Source organism: Halobacillus sp. A5, assembly GCF_024189315.1.
GTDB lineage: Bacteria > Bacillota > Bacilli > Bacillales > Halobacillaceae > Halobacillus_A.
This window is the reverse complement of record NZ_JAIZEO010000003.1, coordinates 190,422-215,189: the sequence shown is the minus strand read 5'-3', so window position 1 is coordinate 215,189 and position 24,768 is coordinate 190,422. Positions and strand designations below refer to the sequence as shown.

Sequence of the window (24,768 nt, the reverse complement as noted above, 5' to 3'; positions counted from 1 at the left end):
AAACTAACATGCAGAAAAACCGCCCTCAAAAAAGGGCGGCTTTTTACAATTCAAGCTGTTTACGTAACCCTTTGACATAATTACGGCTGACCGAAAGCTTTTCGTTTCGGCCTTTAAGCTCCAGCTGATAAGCTCCGTTAAACCACGGGGTCAAACGGTCTACATACTGGAGGTTTACGAGATAGCTCTTATGAATACGGAAAAAAGAAAATCCTTTCAGACGCTCTTCCACTTGTTTTAATGTCCACTTCGATTCGTACACATGATCTTTGCCTACGATTTTCGTGAGCCGGTCTTCCCTATACACATACAAGATATCCGCAGGACTAAGGTAATGAATCTCATCGTCCCCTTCAACGGCCAATTTAGAGGGTCGAGAGACTGTGGTTTCAACAGGCTGCAGCTTCTTCTCCAGGCGGGCGATAGCATCTCCCAGCTGTTCTTCATCAAACGGTTTCAACAAATAATCGACCGCTTCATGACGAAAAGCTTCCACAGCGAAATCTGGATAGGCAGTGGTAAAAACGATGGCAGGCACTTTTCTCAATTCCTGAACAGATTTAGCAACCTCCATCCCGTTCATTTTCGGCATTTCCACATCTAAAAAGATTACATCTGGCTGCAGCTGGATGGCTTTCATAATCGCTTTTTCCCCGGAATCCGCTTCGCCTGCAATGAGGATCGAATCATACGACTGGAGCAAATAGATTAATTCTTCTCTGCTGAAGCGTTCATCATCGACAATCAGTGCCTGTATCGATCCCATCACGCGGATACCTCCTTTCCTTTATGCGGAATAACAAATGAAATGGTCGTTCCATCTCCGAGTTTACTTTCAATTTGGAGTTTGGATTTCTCTCCATGCATATGCTCTAATCGTTTATTTACGTTTACAAGACCCAGGCCTGTACCTTGTTCAGAGTGTACTTCCTTTTCCCCAAGAGAAGCTAAGCGCTCAGCTGTGATGCCGCTGCCATTATCGATGACAGCAATCCGCACCATATCGCCAAGGTCGCGAACTTGTATCGTGATTTCACAATTTTCTTCCTTATCTTTAACCCCATGTTTAATACAATTTTCGACTATCGGCTGTAAAGTAAGGGGCGCAATTTTTACAGAAAGAGCGGAATCATCGATCTCGTAATTTATTCTTAATTTGTCGACAAAACGTGTTTCTTCAATGATCAAGTAAGCTTTAACATGCTTTAATTCTTCATGAAGCGAAGTCCACGTCTTCGTTGTGGCTCCAAGGTTCTGCCTGAAAAATTTAGACAACGCAATCAGCAGCGAGCGGGCCCGGTCCGGCTCTGTACGGGTCAAGGAGACAATTACGTTCAAGGAATTAAATAAGAAGTGTGGATTGACTTGAGCTTGCAGTGCTTTAACTTCCGCTTCTCTTGCCAGTTCCTGCGCTTTCTCTGCTTCTGCAATTTCCAGCTGCTGCCCAAGCAGGGAACTCAGTCCCTGAATCAGCTCAAGAAGAACATTGGAAATCTCTTTTTCTGAACGTACATAGAACTTAAGGGTGCCGACAACTTCCTGTCTTTTTTTTAATGGAGCGATTACAGCGGCTCCAAGCGGACAGTCCGGGTGGCTGCAATTAATATCGTTGTGGCTTGCCACAATCATTGTCCCCTGCTGGATGACTTCCTTCGTAGCATGCGTCTGAATATTTTCTCCAGATTGGTGGTGTTCATCTGCCTGGCCGACATGGGCAAGAATTTTTTCTTGATCGGTCATCGAAATCGCACTTACATCCACTTTCTCATAAATGATCTGGCAGGCTTTTTGAGCCGAATCCTTCGTTAATCCTTTTCTTAAATAAGCGACCGTCGATTCTGCCAGCTTTAAAGCTTTCTGTGCCTGCAGTGCCCCTGCTTTTTCTTCTTCGTTGAGGACATTCCTTATAATCAGTAAAAAGAGGGCAGATCCCACTCCGTTCGCGATAATCATCGGCAGACCGATATCCTGGACAAGCTCCCATGCACGCGGGAACGGCTTGGATACAACTAAAATAATCCCCATCTGCACAGTCTCGGCAAGTCCGCCGATCAATAGGGCTGTCTTAAGCTTCAGCGGCTTATCCTTTTTATGAAAAAAACCAGCGAGTACACCGGCAACAACTGCAGAAACTCCACAGGCAAATCCCGTGAAGCCTCCGAGCGAAAAGCGGTGGATGCCTGCGATCAAGCCGGCACCGATACCGATCCGGTAACCGCCGAAAAGTCCAGCAGCTACAATTCCAATGACTCTTGAATTAGCAATTGCTTCTGACTCTCCTAAGTCCATCGCCCATCTTCCAAAATCGACAGAGCTTGGGTCATATGTAATTCCTGTATACGTACCAATCATTCCGAACACCCCGAAGAACCCGATCGCCATAACCTGCTGTCCAGGATTTAAGGCCTTACGGTCGATCAGCTCCCGAAAGAATCGAAATCTTGTAATAATGAAAGCAACGGTTACAATAATACCAAGGCGCTCCAGCATTGGGAGAAATAATTCGAACATCTTTCCCGCCCTTTCCCCATCTCTTTGCTTCTATTGTAGCATGCTTGAAAACGTTTCATACAAATGAAAGAATCTAACGGAATTTTTACTGAAATCAGCCATCGTTCTGCTGAAACAGTGCTTTATACATAAAACTCCCAGAAGAAATTAAAATAGCACCACACATTAGTCTTTGCTGGAATGTGTGGTGCCCGTCATATAAACTAAAATTCAATTCGATCCTTATACCGTTCCACTAACCTGCGATTATGCTCCTCCACTCCATCGAGGTTTCCGCTCATAAAAATCGGCGGTTCTTCCCCCATATCTTTAAGACTCACAATCGTTTTCGCCAGCAGATCCTGAAGCAGGGCTGTGCCAGCCACTGAAGAAAGCGGGGCAAAAAACTGAGCGATCCCTTCCTCATTTAAAACCGCATCGCCTACCGGCACCTGCGTATCAATGACGGCCTCGACTACGTCTTCCAGTCTTTTACCTGAATTGTGCCGGGAAGGCTGGCCATTGGAATACTCCATCGACAACAGTCCAATCGTGTAAGTTCCCTGCTCCTGACCAAACAGCGCTGCGTCAACCGGTGCCGGGTTACGTCCGGATGTGGAAATGACAATAAGTACATCGTCTTCACGTATATCTTCACCTGCTAAGTAATCGTGGACGAACCCGTTCGTTTTTTCAGCAATGCTTGACTGCACGGCACCCTGGCTCAACAAGAGGGGTTCAATGACAAGCGGACGGACGGGTACAAGACCGCCCGCGCGGTAATAAGGCTCCTGAGCAAGCAGACTTGAGTGGCCGCAGCCGAATAAATGAATGATGCCGCCGGCTTTAAGCTTTTCGGCAATGACGGTACTGATACCGCGGCGATCCCCGGAATGCTCTAACTGCCGGAGCAGATCGGCAGCCTTTGATAAATAAGACACGCTAACCACCTCCTTACGTGCGGTAAATATCGCTGATAAATTTATAGCGGTCGGCACGGTAAGACGATTTAACGACTTCAAACGGTGTGCCGTCTGAGAGAGAGCTGTGACGTTCAATTGATAAAATGGCGGAGTCGACTGGAATATCCAGCAGGTCCGCCAGGCTTTGATCCGCAGTGGTTGCTTCAATCATTTGATGGGCTTTACCGATCGTCTGTTTTTTCATTTTTTCAACGTAGCTGTACAATGAGCCGAGCACAGTCTCCTCACTTAAATCCGGGAACATGTCGACCGATAAAAAATTAGTTTCCACAGCCATCGGCTTTTGGTCGGCGTAGCGGATACGCTGGATTTTGTAAACAGCCGCTTCTTCCCCAATCTCGAGCTTACGGGAAATGTCAGAAGGCGCGCGCATGACTTCAAAGGTCAGCAGCCTGCTGCTTGCCTCCATACCACGCGCTTTCATATCTTCGGTAAAACTGGTCAGCCCCTGCAGCGGCTGTTCAATTTTCTCTTCAGCTACAAAGGTTCCTCTGCCTTTTTCACGATATAAGACTCCTTCGTTCACCAGATTCGTAATCGCCTGTCGGACTGTCATACGGCTCACCTTAAAGGCTTCTGACAGCTCTCGTTCGGAGGGGATCATGTCGGATGTCTTGTATTCCTGATTGGCAATGCGCTGTTTAAGATCCTCTTCAATCTGATAATACATCGGGAGTGGTGACTTCTTATCAACCATAGTTTATTGGGTCTCCTCTCCATGACCTGCTTTTTTGTAAGCTTTTTCATCTACAATCAGCGTAACATGTTTATGATGCTTCAAGGCGGAGGCCGGCATATTTTCATTCGGTTCCTCCTTCAGCATCTGCCGGATTGCTTCTGCTTTACGTTCGCCGGAAGCAATCACAACGATCCTTTTGCTTTTTAGAATGGAGCGGATGCCCATCGTAACGGCCTGCTTTGGTACATCCTCAAGCGAATCAAAAAAACGTGCATTCGCCTGGCGTGTGGACTCTTCTAAATCGATAATATGCGTTTCGCTCTCAAATGACGTGCCTGGTTCGTTAAACCCGATGTGGCCGTTCTGCCCTACCCCAAGCAGCTGCAGATCAGGCGGTCCGATATCTTCAATCAGCTTTTCGTATAATTCGCATTCTGTATCAAGGTCCGGCGCTTTGCCATTCGGAATATAGGTGTTGTCAGCATTCACATTGATGTAGTCGAATAAATGACTCTTCATAAAAAAATGATAGCTTTGTGAATCGTTTTTGTCCAATCCGATATATTCATCCAGGTTGAGTGTTCTTACCTTCTCATAGTTCACTCCCCGGCTGCTGAACCCTTTAATCATTTCCTGATACGTACCAAGCGGAGATCCTCCGGTTGCTAAACCGAGAACAGAGTCCGGCTTCTTACTGACCTGTTGTTCGATGAGCTCACACGCTTTCTCACTTAATTCCTGGTAGTCTTTCGTGATGATGATGTTCATTCTAGATCCTCCCTGCTGTCGTACGCTGCAACACCCCGGCAGACGGTCATAATGACGCGCCAGTCTTCATCTAACAAAACTAAATCTGCGTCCCTGCCTTCCACAAGACTTCCTTTGCGGTCGTCAACACCGAGCTGCTTTGCGGCGTTCGTCGATGTAATCCGTACGAGGTCCTCAAGCGTAACATCTGCATTCTGCTTCATGTGACCTGCAGCTTCTTCCAGGGTTAAAATACTGCCGGCTAATGTCCCGTCCGCAAGCCGCGCTTCCTTCCCTTTGACATCCACCTGCTGGCCCCCCAGGTCATAAGCCCCTTCAGGAAGACACTTTGCTCTCATCGCATCCGTTATTAAAATAGTCCTCTCCGCATGCGTATGGTGATAGGCAAGCTGCACTGCTTCCGGACGCGCATGCACGTGATCGACAATCATTTCGACCATCAGTTTGTCATTCAACAAAGCAGCCCCGACGACGCCGGGTTCGCGGTGGTGCATCCCGCTCATTTGATTGTACAGATGCGTGACGTGACGTGCCCCGGCATCTACCGCTTGAGTTACCTGTGTAAACGTGGCATCACTGTGACCGATCGATGCTACGATGCCTTTTTGACTAATATGGGTTATAAAATCCGCGGCTCCATCAACTTCCGGAGCCAGTGTCACGAGACGAATGTGGTCGCCGCACTGCTCATTCCATTGATCAAAAAGCTCGATTGAAGGAAGGGTAATGTGATCAACAGGCTGTGCGCCTGCTTTATTTTTTGAAATAAAAGGTCCTTCTAAATGAATCCCTAATATTTCAGCCTGACCTTCTGCCTGATCATTCTTCATGAACTCCCCGACATTTTTCACGGCTTTAGAGATCGCTTCTTTTGCCTGAGTCATGGTGGTGGCAAGGAAACTCGTCGTTCCTTCCGCAGGCAGCACAGCCGCCATTCCTCGTAACGCTTCTCTACTGGCATCCATGACGTCATGACCATCTGCGCCGTGGATGTGAACATCAATAAACCCTGGAACAAGGCTCCAGCGCTTTCCTTTTCCATCAATAGTGACATCAGCCCCGCCAATTGACTGCCGGGAGATGGCCGTAATCTTACCATCCTTCACTTTCAGAAACCCCGAGTCAATCGTTTCTGCCGGGGTGACTAATGTTACATTCTTCCATTCAATGCTTCCTGCCATCGTCTCACTCCTTATTATCAATGCAGGGAGAAGCACCAGTCTCCCCCCTGCTTATTATTGAATCGTGATTACTCCAGTCTGACCTTCAGACTGCTCACCCTCTATATGAAGGGTAACGGTCTCGTCCTCAGTATTGGTAAAAATAATCGGTGTCACAATAGAAGGGGCATTCTTTTTCACAAAATCAACATCGACACGCAGTAAAGGGTCTCCTTGTTGAATAGACTGACCAGACTCTACTAAGGTTTCAAATCCTTCCCCATTGAGCTTCACAGTATCGAGCCCTACGTGAATAAGAATCTCAAGGCCATTGTCCATCTCAAGCCCAATCGCGTGCTTTGTAGGGAATACCTGTATCACTTTGCCGTTTACAGGAGAGCGGAATGTATTCCCCGTCGGTTCAACGGAAAACCCTGGACCCATCATGCCCTGGGCGAATACTTCGTCCGGTACTTCTTCAAGCTTCATCACCTTTCCGTTAATCGGGAGAATAAAATCATCTTCTTTCACAAAACGATGAGGCTGGGAGACGTTATTTTCCTTTGTTTCCTGTTCAGCATGAAGCGGCTCATTTCCAGTCTCCATCCGCTTTCTCATCGCTTCAGCCAAAAACTCAACCGACGTTCCGACTATGACCTGAAGGTTCTGCTTTCCAACCTTCATTACACCACGGGCACCATAGGCTTTGAGTGCTTTCTCATCGACCTGACCACGGTCAGCCATCTGCAGACGAAGACGTGTCGTACAGTAATCGAGCGATTGAATATTAGCGGTTCCGCCCAGCGCTTCAAGGTAGCGGTACGCTTTTACATCTTGATCGTCAGTCTTCCCGCCCGGCTGCCCGACTTCCTGGGTTTCTTCTACGAAATCGTCATCCTCATCTTCACGGCCCGGCGTTTTTAAATTGAGCTTGATGATAAGGAAGTAGAATACAACGAAATAGATCGCTGCAAACACGAGACCTACCACAATAAGCAGCAGAGGATTCTGGGCAATTCCATAGTTTAAAGAAAAGTCAATTAAACCAGCGGAGAAGCCAAACCCATGACGAATATCAAGCATAAACGTTACGACCATCGCTGCACCGGTCAGTAATGCGTGGACAAAATACAGCAACGGAGACAAGAACATAAAGGAGAACTCGATCGGTTCGGTTACTCCTGTTAGAAACGACGTTAAACCTATACTTAAAAACATCCCGCCCACTGCAGCTTTACGGTGCTTTTTCGCTGCCGCATACATTGCTAAACAAGCAGCCGGCAGACCGAACATCATAATCGGGAAGAACCCGGCTAAGAAGTACCCGGCTTCAGGGTCTCCGTTTAAGAAACGATTAATTTCACCGCGGACAGTATCACCGCTTCCTGTCGTAAATGTTCCAAAGTCAAACCAGATAACCGCGTTCATCACATGGTGCAGCCCGACCGGAATGAATAAACGGTTCAATACCCCATATACGCCAACACCAATTTCTCCGGAATTTAATATCCAGTTGGCTGTAGAATCCAGCATATACTGCGGATACACCCATAAATAACCAAAAGCAAACGAAAGCATTACCATAACGAGAGATGTAATAATTGGTACAAACCTTTTTCCTCCAAAGAAGGATAGAAATTCTGGGAACTTCACATCGTTATATCGGTTATAGAGCATCCCGGCAATCACACCAGCAATAATACCGGCAAATACGCCCATATCGATTTCATCATTGATCCCCTTAATTCCACCTTCAAGAACGAGCACACCAACTGCGCCTGCCAGAGCAGCGGCCCCGCTTCCATCCTTCGCAAATCCCATCGCTATCCCGATTGCAAAAATCAACGACAGATTCTCTAAGATCCCATTACCCGCAGCTGTTACAAACGGGATATCGAGCATATCATCCATGCCAAGGCGCACGAGCAGCGCAGCGGCCGGCAAAGTTGCAATCGGGAACATTAATGATTTCCCGATACGTTGTAAGAAATTCAACATGATGACAAATCTCCTCTTGTAGTCTTTTTTATATGAAAACGTTTCATAACATTAATGTACCATTTAGATATATAGTTGTCTATACCAATATTAAATTTTAATAAAAGGGCCGCAAACTAAGCGGCCAATACACCTTTTTAGTATGTTCATTTTCAATCCCGGTCATTTTGCCTGACTTTACTCTCTTGAGAAATTAACAGTGCTGAACTTTTTTAAAGTAAAATGAAGATAGCAAAAAGTGTTAAGTACAACTAAAGGTTTGCTGCTATCGTAAATGTAAGGCAGGTGAAAACAGTATGGACTATTCGGATAGTATACAACGAGCGCTCGATTACATTGAAGAGAACATGCAGGAACAGCTGAAATTGGAAGAATTAGCTGAAGCGTCCTGCTTTTCTCCATTTCATTTTCATCGGGTCTTTCAAGCCATGGTTGGAGAACCGGTAATGGATTATGTCCGGAAAAGAAGGCTGACTTCAGCAGCAGAGCGTCTTTTTTACTCGGAGGAAAAAGTGATTGATATTGCACTCGATGTCGGATTTCACTACCATGAATCGTTCAACCGGGCATTCAAGAAGTGTTATGGTGTTTCACCTAAACAGTACCGCAGCGCATCCCGAATATGCGGACCCTTGCGCGGTAAAGCCTGCCTCAATACAATACTAATATCAGGAGGGCAAACAATGGAACCGAAATTTGTCACAAAACCGGCATTTCAAATCATTGGGTACGGACTGAAAACGAAGAATAAGGATGGACAGAATAATAAAGACATCCCGCAGTTTTGGAAGCAGTACCTCCAAAATCAATTAGGCAGCAGTATTCCAAAGCCCCTGCACAAAAATGAAGAACTCGGTATCTGTACTGACTTTTCTCCCGACACAGGCAAGTTCGTTTACATCATTGGAATGGAAGTGGAAGAAGGCACTAAAGTACCGGAAGGATTAATGTACAGACGCTTCCCAGAACTTGAATATGCGGTATTCACTACACCCAAGGCTGAAGAGGAAGCCTTTGCCTCTTCCATTCAAGCTGCATGGAGCTATATTTTCACAGAATGGTTTCCCCAATCGGGTTATGAACATCGAGGAATCGTGGATTTCGAGCTATATGATGAAAGATGTTATGGATCTGAGAACAAGCAGATTGATATCTACATCCCCATAAAACATAGGATGGTTCAATAATAGAAAAAGGGACTGGATCATAAGTAAAGCAGTGATGTCAAAAAAAGAACATTGGTATAAACGCAATTATTAGCGTAGTCAAAATGCGCAGACTACTGTGGGAAGAGCGCGAGCCGAAGATCCCGCAGGAAAGCGCTCTTTGCTTTCTGAGGAAACTGAGGCCTTGTCCACTGAAAGCGAAGCATTTTTGCCGGAGCGATGGAGTGAATTCTCTTTAACATAAATAATCCGAACTGATTTCTACAATATCAGTTCGGATTATTTTATGATTTATTCAGTTTTGTCCCAGCTTCTTAACAGAACGTATCTTTTGATTTCGGAACAGATAAACCAAACAACGGTCGTAAATAAAGTGCGAGGAAGGTCCCGCCTAATGCCAGAACTCCCCAAATGTAGCCATGCAGGCTGAAGGATGCAATCCCGCCAAAGTAGGCGCCGATATTACAGCCGAATGCAAGACGGGCTCCATAACCCATGAACAAGCCACCGATCACAGAAGCTGCTACATTTTTTCCATTTAACCTGGAAAACTTAAAGAGGCCGCCGGCAGCTGACGCCAAGAAAGCTCCTAGGATAACGCCCAAGTTTAATACTGTGGTAGAGTCAGCAAAAATGGACGCATCCAATACAGCAGCATTCTCTCCCTGCCAGTATCCCCAGCTGGCAACGTCAAAGCCTAAGAACTGGGCGACTTTCGATCCCCATAGGGCGAAAGCTGAAGTAATACCCCATGGTTCGCCCCGCGTCATTAAAGTTAAAGCATTAAGAACAGCGAGCACAATCGCTGCTGCGAATAGTGGCCATGAACCGCGGAAAATTCTTTTCCACCCACTCGTTGATGGAACCGGAGCCATTTTTGGTGCTTTTTTCTTTTTTTCTACGACCAGGGTTATCCATGCAATGACACCAAACAAAGCAATGGAGAGCAGCCAGGCTCCCCCATATCCTAAACCTGTGGAGGTTGCAAGAGATACAGGTTCGAAAGCAGGAAGGTCTTCTGTCCAAAACGGTAATTGAGCTGCGCCAATTGTGGAGCCTATAATAAAGAACAGCAACGTAACAAGCATTACAGAACGGCCGCCTCCTACGGCGTAAAGCGTACCGGAAGCACATCCTCCTCCAAGCTGCATTCCGATACCAAACATAAATGCTCCGACGAGAAGACTAATTCCTACGGGTGAAACATATCCAGCTACTTCCCCTCCGAAGAAGGAATAACCAAATGCCAGGATCGGCGCAAATAAAGTCACGGCAACAGCCAGCATGACCATATGCGATCGCAATGCCTGACCGTTACCCACAGACATCATCCTGCGGAATGCAGAAGTAAAACCAAATCGAGCATGAAACAATGTGTAGCCAAGCAATAAACCAATAACGAGCAGTAAAGACTGCACTATATTTTGCGTAACCATTAGATATATCATTAAAACGGCCCCAACTACGAGACCGCCAACAATCAGCGGCATTTGAGGGTTGTTTAAGTCGGCGTCTTTTCGCTGTACGGGGTCTTTCACTTCATCTATAGGTTGAACTCTTGTTGTTTCCATCTAAAACACCCTTTTCCTTATAAAATTAGTCGGGATTACATCTGTAGAGTAACGAGAATTAATAGTAATGTCAAAAAAGTTGTTCGATTGAACTAGCGAATAAGCCGTACCCTGCAGAAGTAACTAATTCTAAGGGAGGGCTCCATAATAAAAAGGACTGCCCTTAGTGAACTGGACAGTCCTTTTGAGTACTTCTTTAAATATTAATAAGGATCAGCTTCGTGGCTTTTCTTCACAGCTTCTTCAGCGGCTTCATGCTGAGCAAAAGATCCTTGGCCATACTTAGACTTATCACCTGGTTCACGGCCGGGAACTGTACTGCCCTCATCCATTTCCTGCATCTCTTTCATTTTAGCTTCAATCCCTTCCTTCACCCGGCGTCCATATTCTTCATCCGCTTGAGTGAAGTGCTCGATCATTGCCGTTTGAATACGCTCATCACAAATCGCCAGAGCGTTTGAGAGGTTGCTGATTAATTCATCACGTTCCCATTCCTCAAAGCTGCGATACGTATGACCCGCCTGGCCGTAGTTGTTTGGCCGGTCAATAGGTGCACTCATGGCCGCTGCATTGTACGCAGGCTCATGCGGGGGAGTTTTTGCCCCATCTGCTTCCTGGAAACCGCCCTTCATGGAAGGCTCATAATTAATATGCGGATTGTCTCCAGACTCTCTTGGGTCGCGTGTATCCATTTGACCGCGCTGCTGATTGGTCCGAATCCCTGTCTTAGGAGCGTTAACAGGTAGTTTCAAATAGTTCGCTCCTACGCGGTAGCGCTGTGTATCGGAGTATGAGAACGTTCGTCCCTGAAGCATTTTATCATCGGAGAAGTCCATGCCATCAACGAGAACCCCCGTACCGAATGCGGCCTGTTCAATTTCCGCATGAAAATCTTCTGGGTTGCGGTCAAGTACCATACGGCCGACCGGCTTCCATGGGAACTTCTTCTCCGGCCAGAGTTTGGTATCATCAAGCGGGTCAAAATCCAGTTCGGGATGATACCCATCCTCCATGACTTGTACAAACAGCTCCCACTCTGGATACTCTCCGCGCTCGATCGATTCATATAAATCCTGCGTCGCGTGACTTACGTTTTTAGCCTGAACCATGTCAGCCTCTTCCTGAGTTAAGTTCCGTATTCCCTGCTTCGGCTCCCAGTGGTATTTAACGAGAACCGCCTCGCCTTTATCATTCACCCATTTATACGTATTCACTCCGGAGCCCTGCATATGGCGATAAGTGGCTGGTATCCCCCACGGTGAGAACAGAAAGGTAATCATATGGGTCGCCTCAGGGGTTCGGGAAACGAAGTCAAACATCCGCTCAGGATTCTTCACATTCGAAGCCGGATCCGCTTTAAACGCGTGAATCATATCAGGAAACTTCATCGCATCACGAATAAAGAAGATCTTCAAATTGTTTCCGACTAAATCCCAGTTGCCGTCTTCCGTATACATCTTCACCGCAAAGCCACGGGGGTCACGGTCGGTTTCCGGGGCATCTTTCGCTCCTGCTACAGTGGAGAAACGAACCATTAACGGTGTTTTCTTACCTGCACCTGAGAACACTTTTGCCCGTGTGTATTTCTCTACCGGCTCATCCCCGACTTTTCCATACGTTTTAAAAAATCCAAACGCACCAGACCCCCGCGCATGTACGACACGCTCAGGCACCTCTTCCCGGTCAAAATGGGAAATCTTTTCGATAAAATGGTAATTCTCAAGTGTCGCCGTCCCGCGGTTCCCAATGGTACGAATGTTTTGATTATCCGTTACAGGGCGGCCCTGGCGAGTGGTCAGTGTCTCACGTTCCCTGTCCTGCCCGTTTGAAGCATTTCTGTCTTTGTTAGCAGCCAAAATGAAAAACCTCCTCCAGATTAGTCGCCTTTATCTTAACTCTGAAATAGAAAAATTATACAATAGAGCGTATAATTTTCCATCCCTGCAAGTAAATAAAGCTGTGATAAAAACCTTCCTGCATAAAAAAAGAGCCAAACCCTTTATTACGGATCCGCCTCAAATTAACTACATTTTCTTATCACTTCGACTAAGTATACTCGTTATCCCTTATAGGCTTTCTGTAACTCTGCAAGATTAAGTTTCTTCATAGTGAGACTTGCTTGATTAACCCGATCAATTTGTGCTGGAGTGCCATTACTTCTCATCTCTTCCATTTCGCTTGGCACGATCTGCCAGGAAACCCCGTACTTATCTTTGATCCAGCCGCATTGCTCAGCTTCAGTAACCGCGGATAGTTTATCCCAGTAATAATCAATCTCTTCCTGGCTGTCGCAATATACCATAAACGAGACGGACTCATTGAAACTGAAGTTATGAGCCTGCGCACTGTCCATAGCCGTAAACCACTGATGACCAATCATAAAATCTGAAAACATCACAGTACCTTCCTTGTCAGGCTCCATACCTTCAGGGTAACGCGCCACATGCCCCTGCCTTGAATTCTTAAATACAGATAAATAAAAATCAACCGCCTCTTCTGCATTGCCACACTGTTCACCTGTAAACATCAGCGAAGGCATGACCGCCGGCCTTTCCTCACCTTCTGGATCGGTGAGAATCACTTGCCATGACAAACCATACTTATCTTGAATCCAGCCATACCTCTCACTAAACGGGTACTTATTAAATGGCATTAACACGGTACCGCCTTCGGATAATTTGTCCCAAACCTGATTTATTTTTTCCTCGGCGTCCTTTTCGCGGGATGGATCAAAATTCACCATGAAAGATAAAGAGGGATTGAAGTTGAAAAATGGTCCTGCACTGATGGCCATGAACTTCTGCTCCCATAAATCTAAAGAGACTGCATCAACATTGCCTGACGGCGTGTCATTGATTGTGCTCACATTGGTAATTCGTGACTGAGGAAAAATGGATGCATAGAAATCTGATGCTTCAATTGCCTCCTTGTCATACCATAAGTGCGGGACGATCTTCTGACTTGTTTGAGTCATAAGTATGCCTCCTAATTATTTTATTTTTTCACTTTATCTATTAAAGAAGTCTATCGCTGAAACAAATGTTTCCTTCTACATAACAGCCAAATATGATAAATTTCAGGGTGGCGCACTCTGCATTTAACTCATGAAGTAATTCAGTGAATGAAGGTCAACCAGTGGTTCAATTATGGCGGGCATTTGGAGGTGCTTTTCTATGTTGGTCATTGACAAATCCATCTAGCGACATCGTCCTACCGAAGTACACGTTTGTCATGTTCAGCCTCCATATTTTTCAACTATCTATCATTTAATCCTTTGCCTTCGAGAATGTGCGGCACATATTTTTCCACACGTGACTCACGTGTTTTGGATTGCTTTGCTTTAGTAAAATATAGAACATAAGCTCTTTGCCGCCCCGGGGTCAAATCTTCAAAAGCAGCTTTTAAATCTGGGATTTCATCGAATTTATTGTGAAGCTCTTCCGGAATGACGAGTTCTGTCTCCTTTTCCACTTTCAGGCCAGCTTTTTCAACTTCAACTGCTTCAAGAATGTAAGCCCTCAGTACAGATTCCAGCCGAACGATTTCTTCTACATTGGTGAATCGTATCTGACGTGCCGACTGAACGTTTTCTGTTTGCTGAACAAGAATTCCATGGCTGTCCTTCAGCAGAGCCCCTTTATGAAAAAGAAAAGCACAATAATCTTTAAACCCATGTATTAAAACGATATTTTTTCCATTAATTGTGTAGCAGGGGTGATTCCATTTAAGTTCTTCGTTCAGCTCGCACTCAAGAGCGATCTCTCTCATTTTCTTAAATTCATTCTGCCACTTTTCGGCTTTATCTAAATATTCGTCCACCTTAGTATTCATATTATGGGAACACTCCTTTCCTTGTAACGAATTGCCTATCTCAAATTATTCCCGCCAAAATTTCGTATATTCTGCTTTATCCTGAATATTAAATTCAATTATTTTTTCAAGAAGTTCATAATTAACCGGCTCATTCCACCGGATTCGAAATAATCCTTTAGTCGCGCTGTAGCCGGATTGGGCAATGTCATCAGCAAAGTGCTTCATAGCGACTTCTTCGGGGGCAAAGCTCATATGATGCTTCGCATGGTCAATGCCGATGATAAATGTGCCGTGATCGGTAAACATCGGCGTATTCCATTTGATTTGCGGTTCCAAGTCTGGGAACTTATGAGCCACCCATGACAAAACTTCCTCCGCTCGTTCGCGGTGATCCGGGTTATCAATTCCTGCTAAATATTTCGAAAAAGCTTCCATGCTTCTCCCTCCTTCGATAAGAATTCCCATGCCTTTTCTCAACTAAATACTCAACTTAATTATACCATTACCGTGGTTTACAATAGCTGATAAAAAAAGTCTCTAATTTTGTCTCAGTGAAGAAATATTTGCGATAATAAAAGAAACGATTGAAAACATAACCAAGAAGAAAGCGAGTATTCCGTATGCTCCGCCCTCAAAACCTCTGATGTTCACAAAACCAATATAACCTAGCACAAATGCGGTGAAAATAGTTAGAATACCTGGTAAATTTCTTACAAACAAGGGAAGTTTTAATTTTCTAAACCACAACGTTAGCACCATTACTACTACCCCTGGGATTACAGATACAAGAAACGGACCGCTGATCATATCCTGCCCTCTCCCTCCTTTTTAATGGTCAGGTTCACTCTAATCTTCGCTTATCATCCGTGCTGTATAAACGACCCTCTCCTTTAAATAATAGACACACCATCACTTTTCTTTTTGGATCCGCATTAGAGCGAACAATAAAAACAAACCGCCCATCATGGCCCCAATACTTAAGGGCACATAGGCCATAGCTCCAAATCCTGTTACATTTTCTTTTGTGTAAAAAAATAGTAAGACACCATAAGCTGCCAGGATGAGGGATAATGTGTTTGCAATCATGAAATACTTTTGTATACCTAATAAAAGGATAAAAATTCCGAGTAAAACGATAATCACTAGGGGAAAATGATCTTCAAACATGAATGTGATATTAAAATCTCCCTTTTCAGATTATTTAGGGCAGTTCCAATTAATAAAATACCAAATCAGTCTGATCTAACAGCTTTTACTCTTACGGAAAAATGGAAATATTTTCATTACAAGCGCAACACAAAATATAATAGTTATATTAAAATCTTCGTATTATCCATTTGTCGTTTCATAGGCTTTCATCTTTAAAGTTATTTAAATTCATAGTCAGCGCGGTGTGCTACACTAACACAATAAGTATTTATAAAAGGGGCGGAGATCGAATGACTGAAGAAGAACAGCTCGTAATTGATTTATTAAAAAGCAGACAGGAGGGCTACGATGAAGACCTACATAATATCATGCGAATCTGGGATGAGTTCTGTCAAAGCAGGATGCCCGTAATAGAAAAGCCAAATGCCTATGCTGCAGCCCTCGAATATTTGGCCGGGCAGGTGTTCACCGGACCGAACACGACCCAGAAAGCGCTCGCTGAGAAATATGAAACGTCGTCCTCCCAGATGTCTGCTAAGTATAGAACGATTGAGAATGAAGTAGCCGCACTGTTGACTTCATTTGTGAAAGCTCGTTATGAAGAACTGCTGCGTGAAAATGAAGAGCTGTGGGAAGAACGTAAATCCTTACATTTTGAAGATTTGAAGGATGAATTACTAAAGGCAGACACTTACCCGGGAGATTATTCCCAAACATTGACCAGGGAAGAAAGGTCGACAGTAACGGATCTAATATACGATGTGATGGATGCTCCTTCACCTGAGAAAACGAAACTCCTTTACGAGATGCATAAACTTCATCCTTATCATCCCGACTTATACAATTTGGCAGGTGACATGGCTCGTCTTGTTAAAGATCGCAAAACGCTCTACTTCAAAGCTATGATCCATGCGGAAAATGCCCCTGGGGAAAGCTTATTTCCAAAAGAACGCTGATCACCTTTGGATGGATATAGATTCAAGACCTTTTATGCGAGCTAAAGCCTCGTTTGCTTCTATGCTTGAAGAACTGAATAACACGGAAGGCTGATTTAATTAATATTTTCATCCTAAAACGTTCGGGGCACACATTAAGGAGACTACATATGATTCACAGAAAATTAATTACAACTACAGCGCTAACCGTTGTTCTTACGGTGGGTGGAGTGTTAGCCGCTTCCTTTGAAGGTTGGACAGTCCAGGCAGAAACGGCTGCTCCCCTTTCTTATGATAAAAATTAGAAGGTGAGCTTATTAATATAGGACAGAGGGCAGGATTTCTATCAGAACACATAGCTCGTGAAGTGGACCTTCCTCCTGGTATCCCTGTTGCCCCTGCCATTATTGACGCACATGCTTCCCTGTTGGGGATTGGATCAAAGAAACCAAATCAATTAACCATGGTTATGGGAACCTCTACGTGCCACATCATGCTTCATAAGGAACAGAAAAGTATTCCGGGCATTTCAGGAAGTGTAAAGGACGCTATCATTCCAAATCTTTATGCTTATGAAGCAGGCCAGTCGGCAGTAGGAGACTTATTCGACTATGCAACCAGGCAGGCTCCCCTAGATTATTGGGGTGAAGCAGAAGAAAAAGGCATTTCTATCTTCCAGCTCCTAGAAAGAAAAGCCGCTTCAAAGGAAGTGGGTGAGACAGGGTTACTTGCTCTTGACTGGCACAATGGAAACCGGTCTCTTTTAAGTGATACTAAACTAAGAGGGCTGCTCATAGGAGAGACATTACACACTGCATGTGAAGATATTTTTAAGGCCTACATGGAAGCAACAGCTTATGGTACAAAAATGATTATGAAATCCTATGAAAATTATGGTTTAACCATAGATGAAATATTTGCTTGCGGAGGTCTGCCCAAGAAAAACAGTTTGTTGATGCAGATCTATGCCGATGTTCTGCAGAAACCGATCCATATATCAAGCAGTGAATATGCTCCAGCGGTAGGAGCTGCCATACTCGGTGCCCTGGCAGGAGGGTCTTTTTCCACGATGGAAGAGGCGATCGAACAAATGAAGCAGCCTTTCTTAAAAACAGTCTACCCCGTGGAAGAAAATGCGAAAAAATATGAAAAACTTTTTCAGATCTATAATGAATTACACGAACAGTTTGGCGTCGTTAACAAAAAAGTAATGTATGACCTGCAGTCTATTCAATAAGTTCAATTTAAAACGCAAAACAAAAAGGCCTCTGGGGGCCTTTTTGTTTTAATTAAAAAAGTTCTCAGCGAGTTTGACGATGTTTTCGGGGCTGAATCCATATTCCTTCATGACCGTTTCACCTGGTGCCGAGGCACCAAATTGATCAATACCGATCACTGACCCATCAAGTCCTACGTACCTATCCCAGCCAAAAGAAGCACCCATTTCAATGGCAAGTCGTTTTCTAACGTTTGAAGGTAACACTTTTTCTTTATAGTCGGCATTTTGAGCTTCAAATCGATCGAAAGAGGGAATACTTACGACGCGCAGATCGCAGCCTTTCGATACTTTCAACTCTTCTTTTGCCCGGATCGCGAGCTGAACCTCAGAACCTGTAGCCAGTAAAATCCCATCCGGTGTGCTTTTTTCTGAATCGCTAAGAATATAAGCTCCGCGTTTCACCCCATCATAGGCCTTTTCTGACGTTCCTTCTAAAGTTGGCAGCCCTTGACGAGTTAAGATAAGCGCATGAGGTGTGGTATAGGATTCCAATGCTATTCTCCATGCCGCGCTTGTTTCATTACCATCTGCCGGCCGGATAACAGAAAGATTCGGCATGGCGCGAAGAGAAGCGAGCTGTTCTACTGGCTCATGTGTAGGTCCATCTTCACCTACTGCTACAGAATCATGAGTAAATACATAATTGACTGGAAGATTCATTATGGCTGATAGACGGAGAGCAGGGCGTAAATAATCACTAAAAACAAAGAACGTTCCTGCATAAGTTCTTAAGCCGCCATGAAGAGCCATTCCATTCATCGCTGCAGCCATCGCAAATTCGCGGACCCCAAACCAGATGTTCCGACCAGCATAGTTTTCACGGGAGAAATCATCCTCTCCTTTGACAGCCGTTTTATTCGAACCAGCAAGGTCAGCACTTCCTCCGAAAAAATAAGGGATTTTCTTAGATAATGCGTTGATGACTTCCCCTGAAGCGGCACGAGTTGCTACTTGATCTTTACCAGGTTTGTATTTCGGCAGTTCTTTTTCCCATCCATCAGGCAGAAGTCCGTTCATTGCTGTTTCTAATTCACTTGCGAGCTCAGGGTAAGCTTCTTGATATTGCTGATACAACTCATTCCAGAGTTGTTCTTGTTGCCTTCCATTGTACTGAACTTTATCCTTAAAATCTTGATAAACCTCTTGTGGAACATGGAACGGTTCATTGTATCCCCATTTGTAGAATTCTTTAGCGGCCACCGCCTCTTTTTCTCCAAGAGGCGCACCGTGTGAGTCTGCCTTGCCGGACTTATTTGGTGAGCCATACCCTATAATCGTTTTTACTTCAATCATGGTCGGCTGCTCTGTATTTTGTTTACCTTGTTTGATTGCTTTTGCAAGGCTGTCTGTATCTGTCCCGTCTTCTACACGAATGACATGCCATCCATAAGCTTCATAGCGCTTTTCTACACTTTCACTGAACGACCGATCCAAATCTCCATCGAGCGATATATCGTTGGAATCATAGAGAACTATTAGCTTTCCAAGACCAAGATGGCCTGCGAGTGAAGCGGATTCTTGAGAAACTCCTTCCATAAGGTCGCCGTCACCACATATAGCATAAGTATAGTGATCAACGACAGGATAACCCTCACGATTATATTTAGCAGCAAGGTGGGCTTCAGCCATTGCCATCCCGGCAGCCATAGAAACTCCCTGACCTAATGGACCAGTCGTTGCCTCTACACCGTGAGTGTCTCCAAACTCAGGGTGCCCTGGAGTTTTTGAATCCCACTGACGGAAGCTTTTAAGATCGTCAATGGTTAAGTTATACCCTGATAAGTGAAGCAGGCTGTACAAAAGCATAGAGCCATGGCCCGCTGATAAAATAAATCGGTCTCGATTGAACCATTCTGAATTTTCCGGATTGTGATTCATAAATTCTGTCCATAAGGTATACGCCATAGGCGCGGTCCCCATCGGCATTCCTGGATGCCCCGAGTTTGCTTTCTCTACCGCATCGATCGTAAGAGTTCGTATTGTATTAATGGAAAGCTGGGCATTTGATACACTTGTTTGCTGCATTTGATTCACCTCTTGTGATTCTGAATGTTAAACCATCTCTACTACGGGGTACTGACTTTCTACATAACGCAATTGATTTTCTCTCCCGTTAATCAGGACAGAATGAGTCAACTGGCTGCCATTATTTAACCTTACTCCTTTTAGAAAAAGGTTATCCGTAATGCCGGTTGCTGCAAAAATGCAATCATCTGAATTCACTAGGTCGCTATGACTTAAGGAGTGTTGAGGATCCTGAATCCCCATTTCTATACAACGGTGAACTTCTTCATCTTTTCGAGGCATTAATTTCGCCTGCATCTCTCCGTTCAGACATTTCAAGGCGGCAGCTGCCAATACTCCTTCGGGTGCTCCTCCTATTCCAAGGAACATGTCAACATCTAAAGTCTCGATACAGGTGGCTATAGCATATATAATATCTCCATCGTTGAATAAATGGACTTTAGCTCCCTCACTTCTGATAATGTCAATATACTCCTGATGACGAGGACGATTTTGGATGAGCACGTTTAGCTCCTGTACGCTTTTTCCATTTGCTTTCGCTACAGCTCTCAGATTTTCTTTTAATGGTGCATCAATATCAATTTCACCTTTAGCCTTTGGACCTACCGCAAGCTTCTTCATGTACATATCCGGTGCATGCAAAAGTTTACCTTTAGGAGCGGCTGCGATCACTGTAATCGCATTGCTTTGACCATTTACGGTGGGAGTCGTTCCTTCAATTGGATCTACAGCAATATCTACCTCAGGACCTTGACCGGAGCCTAAGTTCTCTCCAATGTACAGCATAGGCGCTTCATCAATTTCCCCTTCGCCAATTACGATCCTTCCCTTCATCCGCATGGTGTTGAGTTCCTTACGCATAGCGTTAGTTGCAGCGTCATCTGCTTCAATCTTCTTCCCGCTCCCCACCCACGGCATAGCAGCAATAGCTGCGGATTCAGTCACTTTTAAAAAATCCAGTAATAATGGTTGCATCTAAGCGTACCCCCTCGGTTTTAACGGCACTGGTTACCGGCTGCCGTGATGCCTAATCCTCCACTGAAGAACTCTTTTTCCTTCTTCATGATTTTATCGACTTTGCGTTTAGATCCTTCCGCCCAGACAGAACTAAGATAGGCTTCCACCACTTTCTTCGCAGCCTCTGGACCTATAATTTGTGACCCCATCGTAATCACTTGAGCATTATTGCTCAATTGAGCTCTTTCTGCAGAATACGTATCATGCGCTAAGGCTGCACGGATACCTGGATACTTATTAGCCGCGATGGCCACTCCGATTCCGGTTCCACAAATCAATATCCCCCGGTCTAATTTAGACTCACTTATAGCCTCTGACACATCAAATGCGACGTCAGGATAATCAACTGAATCACACGAATGACATCCATAATCCACCAGTTCATGGTTAAATGCTTTCTCAATAAAACGCTTTATTTCTTCTTTTAATTCAAATCCATTATGGTCACTTCCGATACCGATCCTCATTACTCTATCTCCCTTCTCAATAAAACATTAAATCTTATCTACTTTCATATTATTATATATATTTTCATTTATCAATGATTATTTTCGTTTATTGTTGTTATTTATTTTCGTTTTAATTTTTTTGTAAAAAAAAGAACCAGAAACAAGTATCTGATTCTCGTTTATGATAAGTTAACTCTATTGCTTGCCACCCGTTTCCAGCTAACTAACCTGGGTGGACCTGTTTTCTGCAAACTTTTGAAAAGCAGACAAGATCATAAAGGCAGAGGTCGCACCTGGATCCTGCGCGCCAATCGAACGGTCACCTAAGCGGCTGGAACGTCCCTTTTTAGAGATAATATCTTTCGTCGATTTCATACCTTTTTCAGCATCTCTTACAGCGTGCTCAAAAGATTCAAAGAATTTTTGAGTTTCTTCATACTTCGCCTCGAGTGTGTTCGCAAAAGGTTCAAGAGTGTCTACCATTGTCTTTTCCCCTACTTCGGCTTGACCTCTTTCTTTTATCCCTCTCGCAAATGCAACCCAATACTCTACTAAATCCAATTCATTCATAACATTTTTCTTTTTTCCCGATTTAGCACCTTTCATAAGACCTGTTGCATATAATGGACCTACCGACGAGCCTACTGCACTCAAAAAAGTTTTTCCAACAGCCACGCTGATTTTCCCGCAGTCTTCTTCATCTTTTAAATCTGCGTCCAAAATCTCATTAACGGCCTGCCAGCCAATCGACATCGTCACGCCGTGATCGCCATCCCCTATTTTACGGTCCAGTTCACATAAGTAATCTTTTTCCTCTTCCATCATATCAGCTACGGTTTTAAAAAAATTCTTTAAATCATAAGATGATAATTCCATTTTAAAACCCTCCTTTATTTTTGAACGAACATCGGGCAGTCCACAGGGTGGCTAATTGTCTGCTTCAATTCTTCATCCAGCTTCATTAGTGTGACGGAGCACCCTCCCATTTCCAGTGAGGTGATATAATCACCGACATAGGAACGATAGATTTGGATGCCTCTGTCTTTTAAAATTTGTTCAACTTTGCGGTAAATAATATATAAATCCATTCTTGGAGTAGAACCTAGCCCGTTGACTAGAACGGCAACGTCATCACCTTCAGTAATTTCAATATCATTCAAAATATCACCGACAAGACGCTCAGCCACGGAATCTGCAGACTCAAGTTGACCTTTCTCAATACCAGGCTCCCCGTGGTGTCCGAGACCAATTTCCATTTCGTCGTCTCCGATCTCAAAGCTGGGTTCTCCTGTCTGAGGCAGATAGCATGGGCTGATCCCCACACCCATTGAACGGGTCTGGGCATTCGCTTTATTCGCCACTCTAATTACTTCCTCTAAATTATAACCAAAATCTGCTGCTGCTCCTGCTGCTTTATAGATAAAGAATTCTCCCGCGATTCCGCGGCGCTTTTCTTTTTCTTCTTTCGGTGCAGAAGCTACATCATCAGACGCTAAAGCCATGCCTACTTCAATGTCCTCCTCTAAATCAGCCATTTCTGCCGCCATTCCGAAATTCATAACGTCACCAGCATAGTTTCCGTATAAATAAGCCACTCCTGCCCCTTTATCTATAGTCTTGGTCACTTCCAGGATTGGATCGGGGGAGGGAGAAGCAAAGATATTTCCAACAGCGACCCCATCTGCCATGCCTTCTCCCACATAACCTAAGAAACCAGGCTCATGACCGGATCCGCCGCCAATTAAAATTCCGACCTTTCCCTCTTTTGTATCACGTGCCGTCACTAAAGCCCTTTCATTTTCAGGCAGCTGTTTTATGTAATCAGGATGGGCATGTACATATCCCTCTACCATTTCTTCCACAACTCTTCTAGGATCATTAATAAGTTTCTTCATTAAACTTCACTCCCTTTTTACTTTCGTTATTAATTACTCTTTGAAAATAGCAGGAGTAGACAGCTTCAAATTGGAAGCCATCTACTTCCTTTCCTTAAATGACAGACTGTGCCCCATCCTTCACTGTTTTTCCTTCTTTCTCCAATAGCTCTTCAGGTACTTTAAGGAACCTGGTTAAAATAGCGGCTCCAAAATATAAACCTGCCAAAATCAACATCATTCCCTGTGTATCTACCAAATCATAGAACAGAGCAACTAATGCAGGTCCTACGAATACGCATAATCCAGCTCCTAAGTTCAAGATGGACATAGCCGCTCCTTTATCGCCATCCCCAACTAATGTCGGAGTAAGAGCAGAAAGTGGTACAAACCCAGCTAAGCACGCTCCCCAAAGAATACCTATAGCCCCTACTACGAAGACATTTCCAGCAAAGGCTTGAGGTATGTAAAACAACATAAGTGTAAAGATACCGCAGCCTACTGCACCAAACCATGTAACAGTGTTTCTCCAACCAAATTTATCACCAACATAACCAAAAATCAGATTAAAAGCAATATTCGAAATAAAAATCGTCCCCCAGATATTTAGCCACACCGTCGTGCTTACACCCTGGTCCGCTAAATATATAGGAAGAAACAGAGGAAAAGCATATTGAGAAGCCTGATTGACAATCCTTACAAGGCCGGCTATCCCAACCTTTGGTTCTCTTTTAACAATCGTTATCCCGTTTAACAGCTCTTTAAATTTAGATGCATCACTTGGTTTCTCCTCCAAGATTTCGAATTTATCTTTATTGACTACAATGGCAAAGAATGCCCCGATGAGTACCCAGATAATGGCTGTCCATAGTGTTGGAATGTAACCAAAGACTTCAATTGAGAAACTAGAATAATATGCACCAAGTACACTCAATCCGCCTGTAAATACGAACCAGAACCACCCAACTGCTTTACCTAGTTGATGCTGAGGAGTTCGGTAAGTGATCCAGACAAGAAAGGAATAAGCAAATAACGGGTAACCAAAGCCTCGAAGCGCATAAGTAGGAATCATCAGGCCATAATTAAGTGTCGGAATAGCCAGACCAACAAATAAAATGTGTCCTAATATATATAATCCTACACCGAGAAGCATCGTTCTCCTCGGCCCAATGGCTTCAGTTAAAACTCCAGAAAACCAAGCCGCAATTGCAATGGTGACTCCATACGACGTAGTTAAAGTGGCAGCTTGAGAAACGGAGAGCCCCTCATCTACTAAATAAGGACTAATCCAGGCAAGCTCTAAGCCGTCCCCCATCATGAAGATGAGGACACCAAAATATCCCCAGGCTAAATGAGAAGGTATACCAATCTTTTCGAGAAAAGAATCTTTCTGTGTCAAATCATTCATTCTA

At 44.3% G+C, this 24,768-nt stretch carries 24 protein-coding genes; 4 read left to right on the top strand and 20 right to left on the bottom strand.

Translation table 11 applies throughout. The features are described 5' to 3' along the window. Positions 1 to 43 precede the first annotated feature (43 nt). The 7 genes from LF822_RS12920 to nagE all read right to left on the bottom strand — a co-directional run bounded on the left by LF822_RS12920 (position 44) and on the right by nagE (position 8,078). Positions 44 to 769 (bottom strand): LytR/AlgR family response regulator transcription factor, encoded by a 726-nt coding sequence (locus LF822_RS12920; RefSeq protein ID WP_253924482.1) that lies wholly within the window; start codon positions 767 to 769, stop codon positions 44 to 46. Further along, positions 766 to 2,511, bottom strand: coding sequence for a sensor histidine kinase (locus LF822_RS12915; RefSeq protein WP_253924481.1), 1,746 nt, complete (start codon positions 2,509 to 2,511; stop codon positions 766 to 768). Before LF822_RS12915 ends, LF822_RS12920 begins: the two co-directional genes overlap by 4 nt. Positions 2,512 to 2,714: 203 nt before the next feature. After that, positions 2,715 to 3,431 carry a sugar isomerase domain-containing protein gene (locus LF822_RS12910; RefSeq protein WP_253924480.1) on the bottom strand — a complete coding sequence of 239 codons (717 nt, stop codon included), beginning with the start codon at positions 3,429 to 3,431 and terminating at the stop codon, positions 2,715 to 2,717. 13 nt (positions 3,432 to 3,444) lie between these two features. Further along, positions 3,445 to 4,170: a GntR family transcriptional regulator gene (locus tag LF822_RS12905; protein ID WP_253924479.1), complete on the bottom strand. Its 726-nt coding sequence runs from the start codon at positions 4,168 to 4,170 to the stop codon at positions 3,445 to 3,447. A 3-nt stretch (positions 4,171 to 4,173) separates the two neighbouring features. Then, positions 4,174 to 4,920 (bottom strand): glucosamine-6-phosphate deaminase, encoded by a 747-nt coding sequence (gene nagB, locus LF822_RS12900; protein ID WP_253924478.1) that lies wholly within the window; start codon positions 4,918 to 4,920, stop codon positions 4,174 to 4,176. Then, positions 4,917 to 6,101, bottom strand: a complete 1,185-nt coding sequence (gene nagA, locus LF822_RS12895) for an N-acetylglucosamine-6-phosphate deacetylase (RefSeq protein ID WP_253924477.1) — start codon at positions 6,099 to 6,101, stop codon at positions 4,917 to 4,919. The genes nagB and nagA overlap by 4 nt, the downstream gene beginning before the upstream one ends. Positions 6,102 to 6,155: 54 nt before the next feature. Continuing rightward, positions 6,156 to 8,078 carry an N-acetylglucosamine-specific PTS transporter subunit IIBC gene (nagE, locus tag LF822_RS12890; RefSeq protein ID WP_253924476.1) on the bottom strand — a complete coding sequence of 641 codons (1,923 nt, stop codon included), beginning with the start codon at positions 8,076 to 8,078 and terminating at the stop codon, positions 6,156 to 6,158. A gap of 296 nt (positions 8,079 to 8,374) precedes the next feature. Between nagE and LF822_RS12885 the strand changes: the two genes are divergently transcribed. Then, positions 8,375 to 9,265 carry an AraC family transcriptional regulator gene (locus LF822_RS12885; RefSeq protein WP_253924475.1) on the top strand — a complete coding sequence of 297 codons (891 nt, stop codon included), beginning with the start codon at positions 8,375 to 8,377 and terminating at the stop codon, positions 9,263 to 9,265. Positions 9,266 to 9,558: 293 nt separating this feature from the next. On the opposite strand, the gene LF822_RS12880 is transcribed toward LF822_RS12885, so the two are convergent. The 7 genes from LF822_RS12880 to LF822_RS12850 form a co-directional block, all read right to left on the bottom strand. After that, positions 9,559 to 10,815, bottom strand: coding sequence for a YeeE/YedE family protein (locus LF822_RS12880; protein WP_253924474.1), 1,257 nt, complete (start codon positions 10,813 to 10,815; stop codon positions 9,559 to 9,561). A gap of 203 nt (positions 10,816 to 11,018) precedes the next feature. After that, the gene (locus LF822_RS12875) at positions 11,019 to 12,671 is read right to left on the bottom strand and encodes a catalase (RefSeq protein ID WP_253924473.1); all 1,653 of its coding nucleotides are present in this window, start codon (positions 12,669 to 12,671) and stop codon (positions 11,019 to 11,021) included. 203 nt (positions 12,672 to 12,874) lie between these two features. After that, the gene (locus LF822_RS12870) at positions 12,875 to 13,789 is read right to left on the bottom strand and encodes a VOC family protein (protein ID WP_253924472.1); all 915 of its coding nucleotides are present in this window, start codon (positions 13,787 to 13,789) and stop codon (positions 12,875 to 12,877) included. Between the two features lie 281 nt (positions 13,790 to 14,070). Next, positions 14,071 to 14,646, bottom strand: a complete 576-nt coding sequence (locus LF822_RS12865) for a YdeI/OmpD-associated family protein (RefSeq protein ID WP_253924471.1) — start codon at positions 14,644 to 14,646, stop codon at positions 14,071 to 14,073. Positions 14,647 to 14,691: 45 nt separating this feature from the next. Beyond that, complete coding sequence (locus tag LF822_RS12860; protein ID WP_253924470.1) at positions 14,692 to 15,063, bottom strand: iron chaperone; 372 nt, start codon at positions 15,061 to 15,063, stop codon at positions 14,692 to 14,694. A gap of 102 nt (positions 15,064 to 15,165) precedes the next feature. Continuing rightward, the gene (locus tag LF822_RS12855) at positions 15,166 to 15,435 is read right to left on the bottom strand and encodes a hypothetical protein (protein WP_253924469.1); all 270 of its coding nucleotides are present in this window, start codon (positions 15,433 to 15,435) and stop codon (positions 15,166 to 15,168) included. Positions 15,436 to 15,537: 102 nt separating this feature from the next. Beyond that, positions 15,538 to 15,714 carry a hypothetical protein gene (locus LF822_RS12850; RefSeq protein ID WP_253924468.1) on the bottom strand — a complete coding sequence of 59 codons (177 nt, stop codon included), beginning with the start codon at positions 15,712 to 15,714 and terminating at the stop codon, positions 15,538 to 15,540. 353 nt (positions 15,715 to 16,067) lie between these two features. Here LF822_RS12850 and LF822_RS12845 point away from each other — a divergent pair, with 353 nt between their 5' ends. The 3 genes from LF822_RS12845 to LF822_RS12840 all read left to right on the top strand — a co-directional run bounded on the left by LF822_RS12845 (position 16,068) and on the right by LF822_RS12840 (position 17,949). Next, positions 16,068 to 16,733: a hypothetical protein gene (locus LF822_RS12845; protein WP_253924467.1), complete on the top strand. Its 666-nt coding sequence runs from the start codon at positions 16,068 to 16,070 to the stop codon at positions 16,731 to 16,733. 149 nt (positions 16,734 to 16,882) lie between these two features. Further along, the gene (locus LF822_RS22840) at positions 16,883 to 17,017 is read left to right on the top strand and encodes a hypothetical protein (protein ID WP_256522009.1); all 135 of its coding nucleotides are present in this window, start codon (positions 16,883 to 16,885) and stop codon (positions 17,015 to 17,017) included. Between the two features lie 62 nt (positions 17,018 to 17,079). Then, complete coding sequence (locus LF822_RS12840) at positions 17,080 to 17,949, top strand: FGGY-family carbohydrate kinase (protein WP_253924466.1); 870 nt, start codon at positions 17,080 to 17,082, stop codon at positions 17,947 to 17,949. A 48-nt stretch (positions 17,950 to 17,997) separates the two neighbouring features. Here LF822_RS12840 and tkt read toward each other — a convergent pair whose 3' ends face one another. From tkt to LF822_RS12810, 6 genes are all read right to left on the bottom strand, one after another. Then, on the bottom strand, positions 17,998 to 20,016 hold the full coding sequence (tkt, locus tag LF822_RS12835) for a transketolase (protein WP_253924465.1): 2,019 nt from the start codon (positions 20,014 to 20,016) through the stop codon (positions 17,998 to 18,000). 27 nt (positions 20,017 to 20,043) lie between these two features. Further along, entirely contained in the window at positions 20,044 to 20,991 is a 948-nt protein-coding gene (gene glpX, locus LF822_RS12830) for a class II fructose-bisphosphatase (protein WP_253924464.1), read from the bottom strand. A gap of 20 nt (positions 20,992 to 21,011) precedes the next feature. Further along, on the bottom strand, positions 21,012 to 21,500 hold the full coding sequence (gene rpiB, locus LF822_RS12825; protein WP_253924463.1) for a ribose 5-phosphate isomerase B: 489 nt from the start codon (positions 21,498 to 21,500) through the stop codon (positions 21,012 to 21,014). Between the two features lie 201 nt (positions 21,501 to 21,701). Then, positions 21,702 to 22,358 carry a dihydroxyacetone kinase subunit DhaL gene (dhaL, locus tag LF822_RS12820; RefSeq protein ID WP_253924462.1) on the bottom strand — a complete coding sequence of 219 codons (657 nt, stop codon included), beginning with the start codon at positions 22,356 to 22,358 and terminating at the stop codon, positions 21,702 to 21,704. A gap of 14 nt (positions 22,359 to 22,372) precedes the next feature. After that, positions 22,373 to 23,377: a dihydroxyacetone kinase subunit DhaK gene (locus LF822_RS12815; RefSeq protein ID WP_253924461.1), complete on the bottom strand. Its 1,005-nt coding sequence runs from the start codon at positions 23,375 to 23,377 to the stop codon at positions 22,373 to 22,375. 94 nt (positions 23,378 to 23,471) lie between these two features. Further along, complete coding sequence (locus LF822_RS12810; protein ID WP_253924460.1) at positions 23,472 to 24,764, bottom strand: MFS transporter; 1,293 nt, start codon at positions 24,762 to 24,764, stop codon at positions 23,472 to 23,474. Positions 24,765 to 24,768: the final 4 nt, after the last annotated feature.